Source organism: Variovorax sp. IB41, assembly GCF_016405905.1.
GTDB lineage: Bacteria > Pseudomonadota > Gammaproteobacteria > Burkholderiales > Burkholderiaceae_C > Variovorax.
Genome location: NZ_JAEFCB010000031.1, coordinates 37724 through 54629 on the forward strand (window position 1 = coordinate 37724; position 16906 = coordinate 54629).

13 protein-coding genes and 1 pseudogene are annotated in these 16906 nt (G+C 69.1%); 3 read left to right on the forward strand and 11 right to left on the reverse strand.

The genetic code is table 11. The annotated features are described in order from the left end of the window. The first annotated feature begins 39 nt into the window (after positions 1 to 39). From JC881_RS30930 to JC881_RS30940, 3 genes are all read left to right on the forward strand, one after another. Positions 40 to 2298 carry a phosphocholine-specific phospholipase C gene (locus JC881_RS30930; RefSeq protein ID WP_198789594.1) on the forward strand — a complete coding sequence of 753 codons (2259 nt, stop codon included), beginning with the start codon at positions 40 to 42 and terminating at the stop codon, positions 2296 to 2298. A 32-nt stretch (positions 2299 to 2330) separates the two neighbouring features. Continuing rightward, a complete protein-coding gene (locus JC881_RS30935) occupies positions 2331 to 4232 on the forward strand; it encodes a YadA family autotransporter adhesin (protein ID WP_198789595.1) in 1902 nt (633 codons plus the stop codon). A 124-nt stretch (positions 4233 to 4356) separates the two neighbouring features. Then, a complete protein-coding gene (locus tag JC881_RS30940) occupies positions 4357 to 4707 on the forward strand; it encodes a hypothetical protein (RefSeq protein WP_198789596.1) in 351 nt (116 codons plus the stop codon). A 54-nt stretch (positions 4708 to 4761) separates the two neighbouring features. On the opposite strand, the gene JC881_RS30945 is transcribed toward JC881_RS30940, so the two are convergent. The 11 genes and pseudogenes from JC881_RS30945 to JC881_RS30995 form a co-directional block, all read right to left on the reverse strand. Then, positions 4762 to 6963 carry a glycoside hydrolase family 3 N-terminal domain-containing protein gene (locus JC881_RS30945; RefSeq protein WP_233102143.1) on the reverse strand — a complete coding sequence of 734 codons (2202 nt, stop codon included), beginning with the start codon at positions 6961 to 6963 and terminating at the stop codon, positions 4762 to 4764. 169 nt (positions 6964 to 7132) lie between these two features. Further along, positions 7133 to 8101, reverse strand: a complete 969-nt coding sequence (locus JC881_RS30950) for a tripartite tricarboxylate transporter substrate binding protein (RefSeq protein WP_198789598.1) — start codon at positions 8099 to 8101, stop codon at positions 7133 to 7135. Between the two features lie 39 nt (positions 8102 to 8140). Further along, on the reverse strand, positions 8141 to 9100 hold the full coding sequence (locus tag JC881_RS30955; RefSeq protein ID WP_198789599.1) for a D-2-hydroxyacid dehydrogenase: 960 nt from the start codon (positions 9098 to 9100) through the stop codon (positions 8141 to 8143). Then, complete coding sequence (locus JC881_RS30960; RefSeq protein ID WP_198789609.1) at positions 9097 to 10056, reverse strand: Bug family tripartite tricarboxylate transporter substrate binding protein; 960 nt, start codon at positions 10054 to 10056, stop codon at positions 9097 to 9099. Before JC881_RS30960 ends, JC881_RS30955 begins: the two co-directional genes overlap by 4 nt. An 84-nt stretch (positions 10057 to 10140) precedes the next feature. After that, positions 10141 to 11040, reverse strand: a complete 900-nt coding sequence (locus tag JC881_RS30965) for an amidohydrolase family protein (RefSeq protein ID WP_198789600.1) — start codon at positions 11038 to 11040, stop codon at positions 10141 to 10143. 15 nt (positions 11041 to 11055) lie between these two features. Beyond that, positions 11056 to 12024 (reverse strand): tripartite tricarboxylate transporter substrate binding protein, encoded by a 969-nt coding sequence (locus JC881_RS30970; protein WP_198789601.1) that lies wholly within the window; start codon positions 12022 to 12024, stop codon positions 11056 to 11058. A 35-nt stretch (positions 12025 to 12059) separates the two neighbouring features. Continuing rightward, positions 12060 to 12848 (reverse strand): class II aldolase/adducin family protein, encoded by a 789-nt coding sequence (locus JC881_RS30975; protein WP_198789602.1) that lies wholly within the window; start codon positions 12846 to 12848, stop codon positions 12060 to 12062. Between the two features lie 40 nt (positions 12849 to 12888). After that, a complete protein-coding gene (gene tcuB / locus JC881_RS30980; protein ID WP_269823229.1) occupies positions 12889 to 14124 on the reverse strand; it encodes a tricarballylate utilization 4Fe-4S protein TcuB in 1236 nt (411 codons plus the stop codon). Beyond that, complete coding sequence (gene tcuA, locus JC881_RS30985; protein ID WP_198789610.1) at positions 14108 to 15544, reverse strand: FAD-dependent tricarballylate dehydrogenase TcuA; 1437 nt, start codon at positions 15542 to 15544, stop codon at positions 14108 to 14110. The genes tcuB and tcuA overlap by 17 nt, the downstream gene beginning before the upstream one ends. An 89-nt stretch (positions 15545 to 15633) precedes the next feature. Next, on the reverse strand, positions 15634 to 16560 hold the full coding sequence (locus JC881_RS30990) for a LysR family transcriptional regulator (protein WP_198789603.1): 927 nt from the start codon (positions 16558 to 16560) through the stop codon (positions 15634 to 15636). Positions 16561 to 16567: 7 nt separating this feature from the next. Then, positions 16568 to 16906: pseudogene (locus JC881_RS30995) on the reverse strand (bile acid:sodium symporter family protein); the annotation flags it as partial.

Below are 16906 nucleotides of genomic sequence, written 5' to 3' on the forward strand. Positions count from 1 at the left end.
CTTCGCTCCTTGTTTTTCTCCCGCGTTGAAAGACCACCCATGAACACCCCCAACCGTCGCGATTTCTTCCGCAAGTCGGCCGGCGCCATCGGCGCCGCCTCGGCAATGACGATGCTGCCGCCCGTCATCCGCAAGGCGCTGGCCATCGAGGCCGCCGTCGACACCGGCACCATCAACGACATCAAGCACATCGTGATCCTGATGCAGGAGAACCGCAGCTTCGACCACTACTTCGGCACCCTGCGCGGCGTGCGCGGTTTCGGCGACCGTTTCCCGATTCCGCTGGCCAACGGCAAGCCGGTGTTCTTCCAGCCCAACACCGTCGTCGGCGGCCCGGAGATCCAGCCCTTCCGCCGCGACTCCACGATCGCCAATGCGCTGATCGGCTCGGGCGCGCCGCACAGCTTTCCCGACATGCAGGGCGCATGGAACCAGGGAAAGATGGACCGCTGGATCCAGTTCAAGAACCAGGTGACGATGGGCTATTACCTGCGCGAAGACATCCCGTTCCAGTTCGCGCTGGCCGATGCCTTCACGCTCTGCGACAGCTACCACTGCTCCATCCTCACCGGCACCGATCCGAACCGCGTCATCTTCTGGTCGGGCTCCAACTTCAACCCCGAGTTGCGCAAGAAGGGCATCAACAGCACGGACACCGATTCGGAGCCGGTGAACTCGCGCTGCTGGCCCAGCCCCTCCAACTGGGTCGCGGGCCGCGCGCAGAAGACCGACGGCACGGGCCAGACCGACCCGACCTCGGGTGCCTACAACTACAAGTACGTCAACAACTCCTTCAAGTGGGACACGCTGCCGGACGTGCTGCAGAAGGCGGGCATCACCTGGCACATCTACCAGAACATGAACAACAACTGGACGGGCGCCATGAACGGGTGCCTGGCCTTCGAGAGCTTCCGCACCGCGCAGCCGGGCTCGCCGATCTATGAGCACGGCTTGACGGGTGGCCCCGCGGCGGCCGACGGCGCGGTCAACTTCCTCGCCCAGCTCAAGCAGGACGTGATGAACGACACCCTTCCGCAAGTCTCATGGGTGCTGCCCACGCAGGCGCTGGCCGAGCACCCGGGCAGCAGCGAAGGCACGGCCGGCGCGGCCGACTTCGTCTCGGACGTGCTGAGCGCGCTCACTTCCAACCCCGCGGTGTGGAGCAAGACGGCGCTCTTCGTCACCTTCGACGAGAACGACGGTTTCTTCGACCACATGGCGATGCCGTCGGTGCCGTCGTACAGCGCGAGCGGCGAGCTGATGGGCAAGTCCACCGTGCCGCTGGACGGCGAGTATTTCGACGCCTCGGTTGGCAGCTACCTGAACGCCGCCGACACCACCAGCGGCAAGACGCGCCCCTGGGGCCTGAGCGCGCGCGTGCCGATGTACGTGGTGTCGCCGTGGAGCAAGGGCGGCTGGGTCGATTCGCAGGTGTTCGACCACACCTCGATGGGCCGCTTCCTGGAAAAGCGCTTCGGCATCACGATCGACGCCATCAGCCCGTGGCACCGCGCGGTCAGCGGCGACCTCACCTCGTGCTTCGACTTCGTGAGCCCGAACGATCCGGTCGTGCCCAAGCTGCCCGACACGAGCGGCTATCCCGCGATCAACCTGGCGCAGAAGGCGCTGGCCAACACGGGCGTCATCACCAAGGCCCCGGTCACGCCGCAGCCGCTCTTCCAGGAAACCGGCACGCGCTTCTCGCGCGCGCTGCCCTACGAACTGCACACCAGCGCGCGCATCGAGACGCGCGGCCTCGTGTCGCTGATCTTCAGCAACACCGGCGACCAGGGCGCGGTGTTCCACGTCTACGACAAGCTGCACCTGGACCGCATCCCGCGCCGCTACACCGTGGAAGCAGGCAAGCAGCTGACCGACTTCTGGAACGCCGGCGCCACCGACAGCGGCAAGTACGAGCTGTGGGTGTACAGCAGCAACGGCTTCGTGCGCACCTTCAAGGGCGACGCGCTGGCCACCGACACCGCGGCCTTCAAGCCCGAGGTGCAGGTCTGCTACGACCCGGCCGCGGGCCAGGTCTACGTGAAGGTGCACAACACCGGCACGGGCAGCGGCACCGTCTCGGTCAAGGCCAACGCCTATCGCGCCGACGGTCCCTGGTCGCTCGACGTGGCCGCGGGCGCCACGGGCCTGCTGCACTGGAACCTGGAAGACAGCGGCCACTGGTACGACTTCACCGTCGCCGCCGACAACTTCGAGCGCCGCTTCTCGGGCCGCGTCGAAACCGGCAAGCCGAGCGTGAGCGATCCGGCGATGGCGCTGCATCTCGCGGCGGTCTGAACGCGCCCGCAACGACAACACAGAGGAGAAGCATGAAACACAAGCGCGCAACGCGCGGCGCAGCCCTGGTCGGGCTGGCCGTCGCGCTCGGCTCCGGCATGGGCATGGGTATGGGCCTGGCCCATGCCCAGACCATCACCTGGGACCCGGCCAAGTCCAACCTGGGCATCGGCACCGGCACGGGCACGACCGGCGTCACCGGCACCAACAACCAGGCGATGGGCACCGGCACCGGCAACAACGTCAGCACCAAGTACAACCTGGCCATCGGCGACGGCGCGGGCACCAACGTGAGCGGCGACAACGCCAACCAGGCCATCGGCTTCCAGGCGGGCACCGACGTGAAGGGCGGCTGGAACCAGTCCTTCGGCCGCAGCGCCGGCGACAACGTCACGGGCAACCACAACAACGCGACGGGCTTTCACGCCGGCAGCGGCGTGACCGGCTCGGACAACAACTCCACCGGCACCAACGCCGGCATGGCCGTCGCGGGCAGCAACAACAACGCGATGGGCAACGGCGCCGGCAGCAACGTCACGGGCAGCGAGAACACGGCCATCGGCACCAACGCCGGCAAGAACGTGACCGGCAGCAGCGACATCTCGATGGGCAACGGCGCGGGCAACAACGTCAGCACCAACTGGAACCTGGCCATCGGCGAAGGCGCGGGCACCAACGTGTCGGGCAAGAACGCGAACCAGGCGATCGGCTACTACGCCGGCACCGACGTGGTCGGCGGCTGGAACCAGACCATGGGCCGCAGCGCCGGCGAGAACGTCACCGGCGACTACAACAACTCCAACGGATATGCCGCGGGCCAGTTCGTCACCGGCAACCGCAACGACGCCACCGGCTCCAACGCCGGCCAGCACGTCACCGGCTCCGACAACGAGGCCTACGGCACCAGCGCCGGGGGCAACGTCACGGGCAATGGCAACCAGGCCTACGGCAACGGCGCGGGCCGCGACGTGAACGGCAGCAACAACATCTCCACCGGCGAAGGCGCGGGCGGCGGCGTCAAGGGCTCGGGCAACCAGGCCTCGGGCCAGATGGCCGGCGCGCAGGTCTCGGGCAACAACAACCTGGCGATGGGCCAGGGCGCGGGCGGCGGCGTGCAGGGCAACCGCAACCAGGCCTTCGGCGCGACCGCCGGGCAGGGCGTGACGGGCAACGACAACGCGGCGCAGGGCAACGGCGCCGGCGCGCACGTGAGCGGCAACGCCAACATCGCCATCGGCAACGATGCGGGCGTGTACGTCAACGCGAACCAGACGCTGTCGATCGGCGCCTCGGCCCGCGCCAACGCCGACAACGCGATGGCCATCGGCAGCGGCGCGCAGGCGCAGGCCGATGGGGGTATCGCGCTGGGTGCCAACGCGGTGGTGCAGCACGCCAACAGCGTGGCGCTGGGCGCGGGCAGCGTGACCACGCGCGGCGCGCAAACCAACTACCTGGCCACGGGCATGGCGGGCCTGCAGTCGTCGGCCGGCGAAGTGGCGCTGGGCAACCGCCAGCTCACCGGCGTGGCGCCCGGCAGCGTGCCGACCGACGCGACCAACGTGGGCCAGGTGCAGGGCATGGTGCAGAACGGCGTGGCCTCGGCCAACGCCTACACCGACACCATCGCCGCGCAGGGCCTGCCGTTCGGCAAGGCCTACACCGACTTCACGGCCGCGCGCCTGCAGAACCAGCTGGACGAGAACTCGCGGCGCGCCTTCGCGGGCATCGCGGGCGTCGCGGCGATGGAAGCCGCACCCCTCGTGCCCGGCAAGGTCAGCTATGCCGTGGGCCTGGGCAACTTCCGCAGCGAAAGCGCGATGGGCGGGTCGCTGCGCCGCACTTCCGAAGACGGCCGCTACAGCGTCACACTGGGCGTGGGCGTGAGCAGCTCGGGCGCGGTGAGCCGCGTGGCGTTCACGGGCGTGTTCGACTGAGGCCGGCAACGCGCGGGAGGGCGCACACGCCGGCGCGCCTTCTCACGCGGGTCTAAGCAACTCGTCATCGGCGCCTAAGTGGGTCGTCCTAGAGTGAAAAAACCAACCACTCCAGGAGACACCCATGAGAGTTCGTACCGCAGTCCTTTGCATTGCCGCCGCACCGGCGCTGGTGCTGGCCTCGCTCGCGCACGCGGGCGGGCGCGGCGACCCCGACTATCCGCAGATGTCGCACTCCACCCAGTCGCGCGACGCGGTGGCCGAGGACGCCATGCGTGCCAACAACAGCATGCACGCGACCGAGATCCTCGAATCGCAGGTGCAGCGGCCGGTGTCGGGCGCCGACCGCGCGCAGGTCCAGGCCGAGGCCGTGCGCGCCAACAACGCGATGCACCCGACCGAGATCCTCGAGTCGCAGGTGCAGCCGCCGGTGGCGTCGGCGAACCTGCCTTCCGCGACTGGCAGCGGCGAGTAAGCCGCGCGGCTCACTGGCGGCTCACTGGCGGGTCACCCGCGTTTCATTCGCGGTTCATTCACGGGTGAGCACGAAGCGCTTTCGGATGCCGCTCGCGGCCGAAGGCGCCACCCACAGGTCGAACTCGCCCGGCTCGACCACGGGCTTCATGTCGCGGCCGATGAAGGCCATGTCGGCCGCGGCGAGCGTGAACTCGACCACCTTCGAGGTGCCCGGCTCGATGCGCACCTTCTGGAAGCCCTTGAGCTCGCGCACCGGCCGCGTCACGCTCGCGGCGCGCTCCGAGAGGTACAGCTGCACCACCTCCTCGGCCTCGCGCATGCCGGTGTTGGTGACGGTGGCGCGCACGCGCAGCGTGTCGCCCAGGGTCATGCGCTCCTGGCTCAGCTCGACGTTGTCGTAGCGCACCGGCGCGTAGCCGATGCCGAAGCCGAAGGGGTAGAGCGCCTCGTTCGTCGCATCGACATAGCGCGTCTTGAACGACGTGCCCGGCGCGCCTTCGGGCGTGGGGCGCCCGGTGCGCTTGTGGGCGTAGTAGTAGGGCACCTGGCCGGCGGTCTGCGGAAAACTCACCGGCAGACGGCCCGAAGGGTTGAAGTCGCCGAACACCACGTCGGCGATGGCGTGGCCCGTCTGCACGCCGAGGAACCAGGTCACGAGAATGGCGCGCGCATTGCGCACCGCGCCCTTGAGCGCCATCGCGCGGCCGTTGCTCAGGAGCACGACGACTGGCTTGCCGGTCGCGGCCACCGCTTCGGCCAGGTCCTGCTGGGGCTGCGGCAGGCCGATGTCGCTGCGCGAGCGCGACTCGCCCGACATCTTCTGGCTCTCGCCGATGGCCAGCACCACCACGTCGGCGTTGCGCGCCGCGGCCACCGCGGCCTCGATGCCGCCGGGCAGCGGCGACTCGACGTTCGAGCCGCGAACGATCGTCACCGAGGAATCGGGCCCGAGCGCGGCGCGCAGGCCTTCGTCGATGCCCACCGGCGCCGACTGGCCCGGGAACAGGCTCCACGAGCCCATCAGGTCCTTCGTGCCTTCGGAGAACGGGCCGATCAGCGCGATCTTCGTACCGGCCTTGGGCAGCGGCAAGAGCTTGGCCTCGTTCTTGAGCATGACGATGGAGCGGCGCGCGTCCTCGCGGGCAAGCGCGATGAACTCGGGGTTCTCGGTGCGCTGGGCGGCGGGCGGGCCATCGAGGCCGCGAAACGGATCGTCGAAGAGGCCCAGTTTCTGCTTGACGCGCAGCACGCGGCGCACCGCTTCGTCGAGCCGCGCCATCGGCACTTCGCCCGAGGCCACGAGGTCGGGCAGGTGGCGCATGTAGAGCCCGCTCTGCATGCTCATGTCGGTGCCGGCCATGAAGGCCATCTTGGCGGCCTCGCGGCCGTTGGCCGCGTAGCCGTGCTCGATGAGTTCCTCGTCGGCCGTGAAGTCGGAGACCACGAAGCCCTTGAACTTCCATTCGTCGCGCAGCACGCCGGTGAGCAGCGCCGGGTTCGCAGTCGAGGGAATGCCGCCGATCTCGTTGAAGGCGCTCATGACCGAGAGCGCGCCCGCGTCGATGGCCGCGCGGAATGGCGGCAGGTACACCTCCCGCAGCGTGCGCTCGGAGATGTCGCTCGCGTTGTAGTCCAGCCCGCCCTCGGCCGCGCCGTAGGCCGCGAAGTGCTTGGGCGTGGCGAGCATCGAATCGGCGTTCGAGAGATTGCTGCCCTGGAAGCCGCGCACCCGCGCGGCCGCGAACTGGCGTGCGAGGAACGGGTCTTCGCCCACGCCTTCGAGGCCGCGGCCCCAGCGCGCGTCGCGCGCGATGTCCACCATCGGCGCGAAGGTCCAGCGAAAGCCGTCGGCCGTGGCCTCGACCGCCGCCGCGCGCGTGGTGCGTTCGGCCAGCGCCGGCTCCCAGCTGGAAGCCTCGGCCAGCGGCATCGGAAAGATCGTGCGAAAGCCGTGGATCACGTCGGCGCCGAAGATCAGCGGAATACCGAGGCGCGATTCGCGCACCGCGATCTGCTGCAGCCGCAGCTTGCCTTCGAGGCCGGCGTTGTTGAAGAGGCCGGTGAGGCGCCCGGCGCGCACGTCGGCCGTCTCCTGCTGGCCGTTGCGCCATGCGTCCTGCGGGTTGTTGGGGATGTTGATGTCGGCCGGGCCGTAGAGGCTCAGCTGGCCGGCCTTTTCCTCGACGGTCATGCGCGCGATCAGCGATTCGACGCGCGCATCCGCGGCGGCGGAGGCCGCGGGGTCATCGGGCATCGAGGCGGCTGAAGCGGGGGGGAGGAAGCCGGAAAGGGAAAGGAGGAGGGGGAGGGCGGCGAGCGCCGCTTTTCGAACATGCATGGCCTCCTATTCTGCAGACAACGGGCCCCGCCCCCGGCAAGCGGGTTTCCGTCGTCGCCGTAGGGCTATGTCTGACTCGGCTCCGTTACTCGGCTGTCGCGCCGGCTTCCTTCGCCACCTTGACCCACTTGGTCGTCTCGCTCGCAATGAATTTCGAAAGCTCCGCGGGCTTCATGTTGCCGGCCGTCACGCCCTGTTCCTCGAAGCGCTTGACCACATCGGGCTGCTGCACCGCGCGCGCCAGCTCGGTGTTCAGGCGCTGCACGATCTCGGGCGGCGTGCCGTGCGGGGCCATCAATGCGAACCACGTCGTCATGTCGTAGCCCTTGAGGCCGGCCTCGTCCAGCGTGGGCACGCCGGGGTAGGCGGGCGAACGCGTCTTCGTCGTCACGGCCAGCGCATGCACCTTGCCGGCCTTGACGTGCGGCGAGGCCGAGGGGCTGGTCTCGATGGCCATCTGGATCTGCCCGCCCATGAGGTCGGCCATCATCGGCGCGCCGCCCTTGTAGGGCACGTGCACGATGTCGGTTTTCGTCATCGAGCGGAAGAGCTCACCCGAGATGTGCTCGGTGCTGCCGTTGCCGGCCGAGCCGAAATTGACCTTGCCGGGGTTCGCCTTGATGTACGCCACGAGCTCGGCCACCGTTTTCGCGGGCACCTTGTCGTTGACGATCAGCACGTTGGGCGTGGAGGCCGCGAGCGCGACCGGATCGAAGTCGCGCTGGAAGTCGTAGGCGAGCTTCTTGTAGAGGCCCGGCGCGATCGAATGCGCGATGGTGGCCAGGAACAGCGTGTAGCCGTCGGCCGGCGCCTTCGAGGCGATGGTCGCGCCCACGGTGCCGCCCGCGCCGCCGCGGTTGTCGATGATCACCGGCTGCTTGAGCGCCTCGGAGAGCTTCTGGCCGATGGTGCGCGCGACGATGTCGGTGGTGCCGCCCGCCACGAAGGGGACGATGAGGGTGATGGGCTTGGTGGGCCAGTCGGCGGCGGAGGCTGCGCCGGCCGCGAGCATCAGCGTGGCGATGGCGGTGCGGAGGAAATTCTTTCGGTTCATGGTCGTGTCTTGCTGTTGTTGTTTGAGAAGGGGATGGCGTCAGGCCACGCGGTTCAGCAGCGGCTGGCCTTCGTTCCAGCGTTTCAGGTTGTCGCGAAAGAGCGCGGCGACGCGCGCCTCGTTGCCGTCCGAGTGGCCGGCGGTGTGGGGCGTGACGATCACGTTCGGCATGTCCCACAACGGCGAGTCGGCCGGCAGGGGCTCGTGCGCGAACACGTCGAGGTAGGCGCCGGAGAGCGCGCCGCTGCGCAGCGCCGCGATGAGCGCAGGTTCATCGACGACCTCGCCGCGCGAGACGTTCACGAGCCGCGCACCGGGCGGCAGCAACGCGAGCGCGGCCGCATCGACGAGGCCGCGCGTGCGATCGGTCAGCGGGCAGGCGAGCAACAGCCAGTCGGCGCGCGGCAGCACGGTGTGGATGTCCTCGAAGCGCACGCTGTCGGCACCCGCGCTGCTGCGCACGGCGATCACGCGCAGGCCCAATGCGGTGAGCAGCGCGCCGAGGCCTTGCCCGATCGGCCCCCAGCCGACGATCACCGCCGTTTGCCCGGCCAGGTCGCGCGGCAGGCCGCTGCCCACGAGCGGCGCCCAGGTCTTCTCGCGTTGCGCCGCGAGCAATTGCGCAAAGTTGCGCGCCAGCATCAGCACGCCGGCCAGCGCGGTCTGCACGACCACGCCCGCGTTGGCGCCCGACGAGGTGGTCACTTCGACGCCGCGTGCGCGCAGTTCGCCGTACACGGGCCGGTCGGCGCCCGCCGAATGCGCATGCACCCAGCGCAGCGATGGCGCGCCGCGCAGGGCATCGTGAAACTGCTGCGTGTGCGGCAGCACCTGGTGCTTGGTCGAGAGGCCGGTCACGTCGCGCGAGACGAAGGCGACGTCCGCATCGTCTCCCGGCTTCACCACCACGTGCGCGCGGCCGCCGAGCGCTTCGCCAAGACCCGCGCCGGCCTGCTGCGCGGCCGCGGGCGTCATCAGAATGCGCAGCGGGGAACTCATTCGGCCGTCGCGCCCGACTCGCGCACGATCACTTTCCATTTCTCGTACTCCTGCCGCGTGAACTTGCCGAACTGCTCGGGCGTGCCGCCGACCGGGTCCGCGCCCTCGCGGATCATCTGCGCTTCGAGCGAAGGCAGCGCGTCGTTCACCTGTTTGTTGAGCAGCGCGATCACCGGCGCCGGCGTGCCCTTGGGCGCGAAGAAGCCGAACCACGAGCCCGCGGAGAACCCGGCGAAGCCCTTCTCGGCCACGGTCGGCACGTCGGGCAGCGAACGCGAGCGCTTCAGGCTGCTCACCGCGATGGCGCGCAGCTTGCCCGCGCGGATGTGCGAGATGACCGAGGGAATGGTCGCGAACATGAACTGGATGCGCCCCGCGAGCAGGTCGGTCAGCGCATTGGCGCCCTTGTAGGGCACGTGCAGCGTCTCGGCGCCGATGCGCTTGCTGAGCATGTAGCTCGACAGGTGCGAGGAGGTGCCGATGCCCGTCGAGCCGTAGTTCAGCTTGTTGGGGTTGGCCTTGGCGTAGGCGATGAACTCCTCCATCGTCTTGGCGGGCACCTCGGGGTTCACGACCAGCACGTTGGGCACGTCGGCGATCTGCACCACCGGCACGAGGTCGGCGAGCGGGTCGTAGGTCATGTTCTTGTAGAGCGTCTGGTTCACGGCCATCGGGCCCACCGAATTGACGATGAGCGTGTAGCCGTCGGCTGGCGCGCGCACCACGAACTCGGTGCCGATGTTGCCGCCGCCGCCGGGCTTGTTGTCGATGACGAAGGGCTGACCCAGCTTCTCGGACATCTGCTGCGTCACGGCGCGCGCGAGGATGTCAGTGGTGCCGCCCGCGGTGAAGGCGACGACCACGCGCACGGGTTTGCTGGGGTACGCGGATTGCGCATTGGCACGCGGCGCGGCGGCCAGGCCCGCGGCCAGCAGCACGGCGGTGGCCGTGCCCATGAGCTTGCGCAGCAGGAAGGAGGAAGAGGAGGAAGGCTTGTCTCGATTCATTTTTCTGATCCTTGGGTTCTGTCGTCTCTGTCTCTACTTGGGCGGGGGAAAGTCGTACAGCGCCGCCGGGTTGTCGACCAGCACGCGCTTGCGCATCGCTTCGTCGGGCAGCCAGCGCGCGAGGAGGTTCACCAGGGCGCCGTCGTCGGGCACCTGCTGCGCTTCGAAGTAGTTGATGTGCGGCCAGTCGGTGCCCCACACCACGCGCTCGGCGTTGGCCTCGAGCAGCGCGGCGGCGAAGGGGTCGATGTCGCTGTAGGGCGGACCCATGCCGGTGTTGCGGTCGGCGCCCGAAATCTTGGTCCATGCCTTGCCTTCCGCGAGCAGGCGGCACAGCGTGCGAAAGCCCGCATCATCGATGCCGCGCGAGGCCGCCATGCGGCCCATGTGATCGATGACCAGTGGCAGGCCGAGGCCGAGAAGCCGTGGCGCGAGCTCGACGAGGTCGGGCGCATGGATCCAGATCTGCGCGTGCCAGCCGCGCTCCGCGAGACGCGGCGCCAGCGCTTCGAGCACCTCGATGCCCACGCCGTTGCGGTACACGGCATGGCCGTCGCGCTTGAAGAGGTTGAAGCGCACGCCGCGGATGCCCGCCGCATGCCAGCGGTCGAGTTCCGCGTCGGTGGTGTCCGCCTGCGGCACGGCGATGCCGCGCAGGCGGTCGGGGTACTGCGCGAGCGCGGCGAGCACCGCACCGTTGTCGGTGCCGCTCGCGCTGCCGGTCACCAGCACGCCGCGCGTGAGGCCCAGCCGGTCGAGGTGCGCGATGAAGGCCGCGCCGGGGTATTCGCCCGGCGTGTAGCTGCGGTCGTCGGCCAGCGGAAAGCGGTCGAAGGGGCCGAAGACATGCGCGTGGCTGTCGCATGCGCCGGGCGGCAGCGCGAAGGAGACGGGCGTGAATGCGTCGTGGGGAGGCAGGCAGTGGCGGGTCATGGTGCGTGCGTCTCCTCAATCGACCTTGAGCTTGCCGCTCTTGGCGAGCAGCCGGGCGCTCGCGTCTTCCTTCTTCAGCGTCGTGAGCCATTCGTCGGGCGACGAGGCCTTGCCAGGGCTGCCGACGGAGACGAGGCGGCGCTTGACCGTCTCGTCGGCCAGGGCCTTGCGCAGCGCGGCGTTGAGCGCGTTGATCACGTCCGGCGGTGTGCTGGCGGGTGCGAGCAGGCCGGTCGCGGTGGTCGCGTCGAAATCCTTCAGGCCCGCCTCGCGCAGCGTGGGCACGTTGGGCAACGCAGGGTCGCGGTCCTTCGACATCACGGCGACCGCGCGCAACATGCCCGACTGGATGTGCGCGGCCGAGCTCGTGAGCTGGTCCACCACGAGGTCGATCTGCCCGCCCAGGAGGTCGGTGAGCGCAGGCGCCGAGCCCTTGTACGGCACGGTGTTCAGGCTCAGCTTGCCGGCCTGCTCCAGCTGCAGCAGCGCGATGTGGTTGGTGGTGCCCGGGCCTGCATGGCCGGCCGTGACCTGGCCCGGCTTGCTGCGCGCGGCCGAGAGCACGGCGTCGATGTCCTTGTACGGGCCCTGGCCGCGCACCGCGATCACCAGCGGCGTGGTGGCCGCGAGGCCGATGGGGGCGAAGTTGTCGAGCGCATAGGTCGTCTTGGTCATCAGTGGCAGCACCACGAGCGCGTTCGGCGTGCTCACGAGCAGCGTGTAGCCGTCGGGCTGCGCACGCGCCACGTAAGAGGCGCCGATGGCGCCGCCGGCCCCCGCGCGGTTGTCCACGATCACCGACTGGCCGAGGATCTGGCCCAACGCCGGCGCCAGCGTGCGCGCGACGACGTCGAGGTTGCCGCCGGGCGCGAACGGAACGACGAGCGTGACCGGCTTCTGCGGGAATTTTTGCGCGAGCGCGGGCAGCGCGAAGCTCGCGGCTGCGAGCGCCGCGAGCACGGCGGGGAGGAATCTTCTCTTCATGGGGCGTTGTCTCTGCTGTTCTTCGGTGTGTTCGTTCAGTCGCGAAAGCCCGGGTCCATGCGGTCGAGCTTGCGCAGCAGCGCGGGCCACTCCATGAGCCCGTAGGGGCGGCGGGTGCCGGGCTGGTAGTTGTTCCAGGTCTCTTCGAGCACCTCTTGCGGCACGGCCTTGAGCGGCGTGTTGCACGACATCGCGCCGATCTGCGCGCGGCAGGCCAGCTCCAGCCGGTGCATCCAGTTGAAGGCTTCGCCGACGCTGCGGCCCACCACGAGCGCGCCGTGGTTGCGAAAGATCACCGCCTCGCTCTGGCCGAGGTCGGCCAGGAGCGACTCTTGCTCGGCGGTGTTGAGCACCACCCCCTGGTACTCGTGATAGCCGATCTTCAAAAAGCGCATGGCCGTCTGCGTGAGCGGCAGCAGTCCGCATTCGAGCGAGGACACCGCCATCGACGCCCAGCTGTGCGTGTGGATCACGCAGGCCACGTCGGGCCGCGCGGCATGCACGGCGCTGTGGATCACGTAGCCGGCCTTGTTGATGCCGTAGTTCAGCTCGCCGAAGTCGGGCGAGGAGAGGATGCGGCCGTCGGCGTCGACCTTGATGAGGCTGGACGCGGTGATCTCCTCGTACATCATCCCGTAGGGGTTGATGAGGAACGCGCCGTGCTCGCCCGGCACGTGCGAGGAGATGTGGTTGGCCATCATGTCCGACATGCCGTACAGGTCGACCAGCCGGTAGCACGCGGCCAGGTCGATGCGGGCCTGCCATTCGGCGGGCGAGCACTTGTCTTTCATGGAAGGGATCTGGAGCACGCCAGGGGTTGTCATCGCGGATTTCCTTTCGAGGGGAGGATTCGATTGATTCGATTCAGTCGGCGCCCAGTTGCAGGCGGCTGGGCAGGCGTTTCTCGATCGCGAACTTCAGCAGCGCCGCCGAGCGGAAGATGCCGTGCGCGAACTTGCCGTAGGGCAGCGTGAGGAAGAGCGCCATCACCACGCCCAGGTGCACCGCGAGCAGCAGCGCCATGAAGGTCGTGTCGCGCCATGCGAGGAGCGCGAGGCCGGTCATGCTCGTGAGCAGCAGCAGCGCGATGAAGCCGCGGTCCATCGGCCGCTGCGCCACGTCGCCGTGCGCGGCGTTGCGCCGCAGGTTGAGCCACAGGAGGCCGATGGGACCGATCACGAGGCCGATGCCGCCCGCAGTGCCCAGCAGCACCGGCAGGCTCGTGAGCGCATAGGGCGCATGCAGGTTGAAGAGGTAGTGGTAGAGCGTCGCCACGCAGGTCGAGGCGAAGCACAGCATGAAGCCGTAGAAGGTGAAGTGGTGGAAGCGCCGGCGCCAGAGCGTGAAGCGGTCGTCCTCGTTGTTGCAGCCTTCGCCGTGGCCGCCGCCCAGGTACTTCAGGCGCAGCGCGTCGTGCGCGACCTCGGCGCTCGCGGGGCCGCGCACGCCGGGCATCGAGGGCGCGTTGCCCGGATCGTTCGCGGGCGACACCTCGCGCCAGAAGCGGCGCACGCCCATGGCCAGCGCGAACATCACGAAGAGGAACACCGCGCCGAACACCAGCGCGAGGAAGTTGTGCGGAAAGATCGCGTAGAAATTGCCCGCGAGCGGCTCGTGCAGCAGCGAGCCCGACATCGCGACGGCCAGCACGAGGAACAGCGCCAATCCACCGGCCAGCGCCAGCGCGACGGTGAGCCCCGCCTTCTTGTAGAGCGCGCCCATCGCGGGCGGCCACGCGTAGTCGTGGTAAGTCTGCATGCGCACCTGCGCCATCGCCTGCGGCACGTTCACCGCGAACTCGTGCGGCGGTGCGTACTGGCAGGCATGCAGGCACGAGCCGCAGTTGTGGCAGAGGTTCGCGAGGTAGTGCGTGTCGGCCTTGCCGAATTCGAGCCGGCGCGTCATCGCGGGGAACACCGCGCAGAAACCCTCGCAATAGCGGCAGGCGTTGCAGATCTGCAGGATGCGCGCGACCTCGCCCTCGCTGGCGGTCAAAGGAAGGGCGGGCTGGATCGGGATCACGCGCTGCGAGGGCGGTGCGCTGCCGATGCCGTCGGCATCCGCACGGGCGCGTGCGACGAGATCAGTGAGCTGCTGCAAGGGCGGTCTCCGGGGAATTCTTCGAAAGGTTCTTTGCCGCGTTCGCGGCCTTCGCTGCCTGCGTTCCGGCGATGCGGCCGAAGGCCGTGCCGATGCTCATGCCCACGCCGGCCGTGTAGCCCTTGCCCAGCACGTTGCCGGCCATCATTTCGCCGGCCACGAAGAGGTTGGGGCTGGCGCGTCCGCCGAAGCGCACGGCCGCGGTCTCGTCCACCTTCAGGCCCAGGTACGTGAAGGTGATGCCGGGGCGCACGGGGTAGGCGTAGAAGGGCGCGGTATCGAGCGGGCGCGCCCAGTGCGTCTTGGCGGGCGCGATGCCTTCGGTGTGGCAGTCGTCCAGGGCCGTGTGGTCGAAGCGGCCGACGTGGCAGGCCGCGTTGTAGTCCTGCACGGTGCGCACGAACGTGGCTTCGTCCAGGCCGATCTTCTGCGCGAGCTCGCCGAGCGTGCTGGCCTGCGTACCGGTGAACACCGGCGGCATGAAGCGGCCGACCGCCTTCTGGTCGATGATCGACCAGGCGATCTGCCCCGGTTGCTGCGCCACGAGCCGGCCCCAGATCGCATAGCGCTTGGGCCAGAAGTCTTCGCCCTCGTCGTAGAAGCGCTGCGCATCGCGGTTGACCACCACGCCGAGCGAGACGCAATCGATGCGCGTGCAGATGCCGCCGTCGTACAGCGGCGCGCGCGCATCGATGGCCACCATGTGGCCCTGCGACGGATCGCCGATGCTGTCGGCGCCCGCGGCGATCATGTACTTCAGCAGCACGCCCTGGTTGAAGCGCGTGCCGCGGATGAGGAAGTTGTCGGCGGGCCACTCGCCGCGCTCGTTCTGGCCCCACGCCTCGCGCAGCCATTCGCGGTTCGATTCGAAGCCGCCCGAGGCGAGCACGCAGCTCTTGGCTTCGATGCGCTCGCCGGCCTCGGTGCGCACGGCCACGAAGCGGTCGCCGTCGAGTTCGACCGAGGCGACGGGCGTGTCGTAGCGGATCTGCACGCCGAGCTTTTCGGCGCTGCGGAAATATGCATTCACCAGTGCCTTGCCGCCACCCATGAAGAAGGCGTTGGTGCGCGCCACGTGCAGCGCACCCGACAGCGGCGGCTGGAAGTGCACGCCGTGGCTGCGCATCCAGTCGCGGCAGTTCGAGGAGGCGCGGATCACCAGGCGCGCGAGGTGCTCGTCGGTGAGGCCGCCGGTCACTTTCAGGAGGTCTTGCCAGTACTCCTCTTCAGGGTAGGCATCGACCAGCACGTCCTGCGGCGCGTCGTGCATGCAGCGCAGGTTGCGGGTGTGCTGCGAATTGCCGCCGCGCCATTCCTTGGGCGAAGCTTCCAGCAGCAGCACCGAAGCGCCGGCCTCGCGCGCCATCAGCGCGGCGCACAGCGCGGCATTGCCGCCACCAACAACCACTACGTCTGCCAGTACATCCATCACTCGTGGGTCTCCTTGGAATCCAGGAGACTTTAGGGAGCATGGCCTTCACGCGAAAGGCCCGAACAGGCAACGGGTGTTCAGTTTTCGAGAAGACTTGCGCCGGTCCAGCGGCCCTCGCGAACGAGGGCGCGGGCGGTGTCGGCGACCACCACGCGCGCGGCCAGTGCGGCGGGCGAGAGCTCGTCGTCCGACAGGCTCACCAGCAGGTTGCGGCGGCCGACGTGGGCGTCGCTGATCTGCGTGAGTTCGAGGTCGTCGCGGTCGTGCCGCGCGGTGGCGGCGCCAGGCTGCACGGTGGCGCCGTAGCCGGCGCGCACCGCGTCCATCAGGAGCGCGAGGCCATCGACCTCGGCCACGATGCGCGGCGTGACGCGCGCCCGGAGAAACGCGGCCATCAGCGTGGCGCGCAGGCCGTGGCTGCCGCTCGGCAGGATCAGCGGCACATCGGCCAATTGAGACAGGCGCACCTTGGTGCCCTTGGGGCGTTCGGCCAGCGTGGGCGAAGCGACCACGAAGAGCTTTTCGGCCAGCAGCGGCGCGACGCTCCAGCGCCGCGGCGTGTCGGTCTGGAACAGCACGGCCAGGTCGAGCTGGCGCGCATGCAGCATCGTCGTGAGGTGGCCCGAGAGCGCCTCGACCATGTGCAGCCGCACCTCGGGGTAGCGCTCCTGCATCGCGCGCATCAGCGGCACGCCGAGCACGGTGGCGGTGGTGGGCGCGAGGCCCACGCTCACATGGCCCGACAGGCGCGCCTGCTGCGCGGCGCGCACCGCGTCGTCGGCATGGCGCAAGGTGAGCTGCGCCTGCTGCAAAAACGCCAGGCCCGCATCGGTGGGCGTGACGCCGGTCGAGCTGCGTTGCAGGAGGCGCGTGGCCAGTTCGCTTTCAAGGCGACTGATCTGCTGGCTCAGCGCCGAGGTGACCACGCCCAGCTCCACGGCCGCGCGGCCCATGCTGCGCAGCTCGCAGACCTTGACGAAGTAGCGCAGTTGCCTCAGTTCCATGCGCGCATCATCGCGCAGGCACGGCGGCCGGCTGGCCGCGCCGCAGCAACAGCCATCCGAACAGAGGGGCCGTGATGTACATCACCACCGAATAGATCGCGGCCGGCAGCGCGAGCGGAAAGCTCGCGAGCACGCTCACCGCGATGAAGATGGCGAGAGTGGAGTTGTGGATGCCGATCTCGTAGCCGATGGCGGTGGCCAGCGGCTTGTCCAGGCCCGCGGCGCGGCTCAAGTAATAGCCCGCGAGCAGGCTCACGAGGTTGAACAGCAGCACCGGAATGCCGATCTCGGCGAAGGTGGCGGTGAGGGTCTTCCACTCGTTCGCGATTGCGAGCGTCGTGACCAC

Bases quoted from the DNA above. Each gene is read 5' to 3' on its own strand.
- JC881_RS30970 (WP_198789601.1), bottom strand. From the start codon at position 12,024: ATGAAGAGAAGATTCCTCCCCGCCGTGCTCGCGGCGCTCGCAGCCGCG.
- JC881_RS30935 (WP_198789595.1), top strand. From the start codon at position 2,331: ATGAAACACAAGCGCGCAACGCGCGGCGCAGCCCTGGTCGGGCTGGCC.
- JC881_RS30960 (WP_198789609.1), bottom strand. From the start codon at position 10,056: ATGGGCACGGCCACCGCCGTGCTGCTGGCCGCGGGCCTGGCCGCCGCG.
- JC881_RS30940 (WP_198789596.1), top strand. From the start codon at position 4,357: ATGAGAGTTCGTACCGCAGTCCTTTGCATTGCCGCCGCACCGGCGCTG.
- JC881_RS30950 (WP_198789598.1), bottom strand. From the start codon at position 8,101: ATGAACCGAAAGAATTTCCTCCGCACCGCCATCGCCACGCTGATGCTC.
- JC881_RS30945 (WP_233102143.1), bottom strand. From the start codon at position 6,963: ATGCCCGATGACCCCGCGGCCTCCGCCGCCGCGGATGCGCGCGTCGAA.
- JC881_RS30930 (WP_198789594.1), top strand. From the start codon at position 40: ATGAACACCCCCAACCGTCGCGATTTCTTCCGCAAGTCGGCCGGCGCC.
- JC881_RS30955 (WP_198789599.1), bottom strand. From the start codon at position 9,100: ATGAGTTCCCCGCTGCGCATTCTGATGACGCCCGCGGCCGCGCAGCAG.
- JC881_RS30990 (WP_198789603.1), bottom strand. From the start codon at position 16,560: ATGGAACTGAGGCAACTGCGCTACTTCGTCAAGGTCTGCGAGCTGCGC.
- JC881_RS30975 (WP_198789602.1), bottom strand. From the start codon at position 12,848: ATGACAACCCCTGGCGTGCTCCAGATCCCTTCCATGAAAGACAAGTGC.
- JC881_RS30965 (WP_198789600.1), bottom strand. From the start codon at position 11,040: ATGACCCGCCACTGCCTGCCTCCCCACGACGCATTCACGCCCGTCTCC.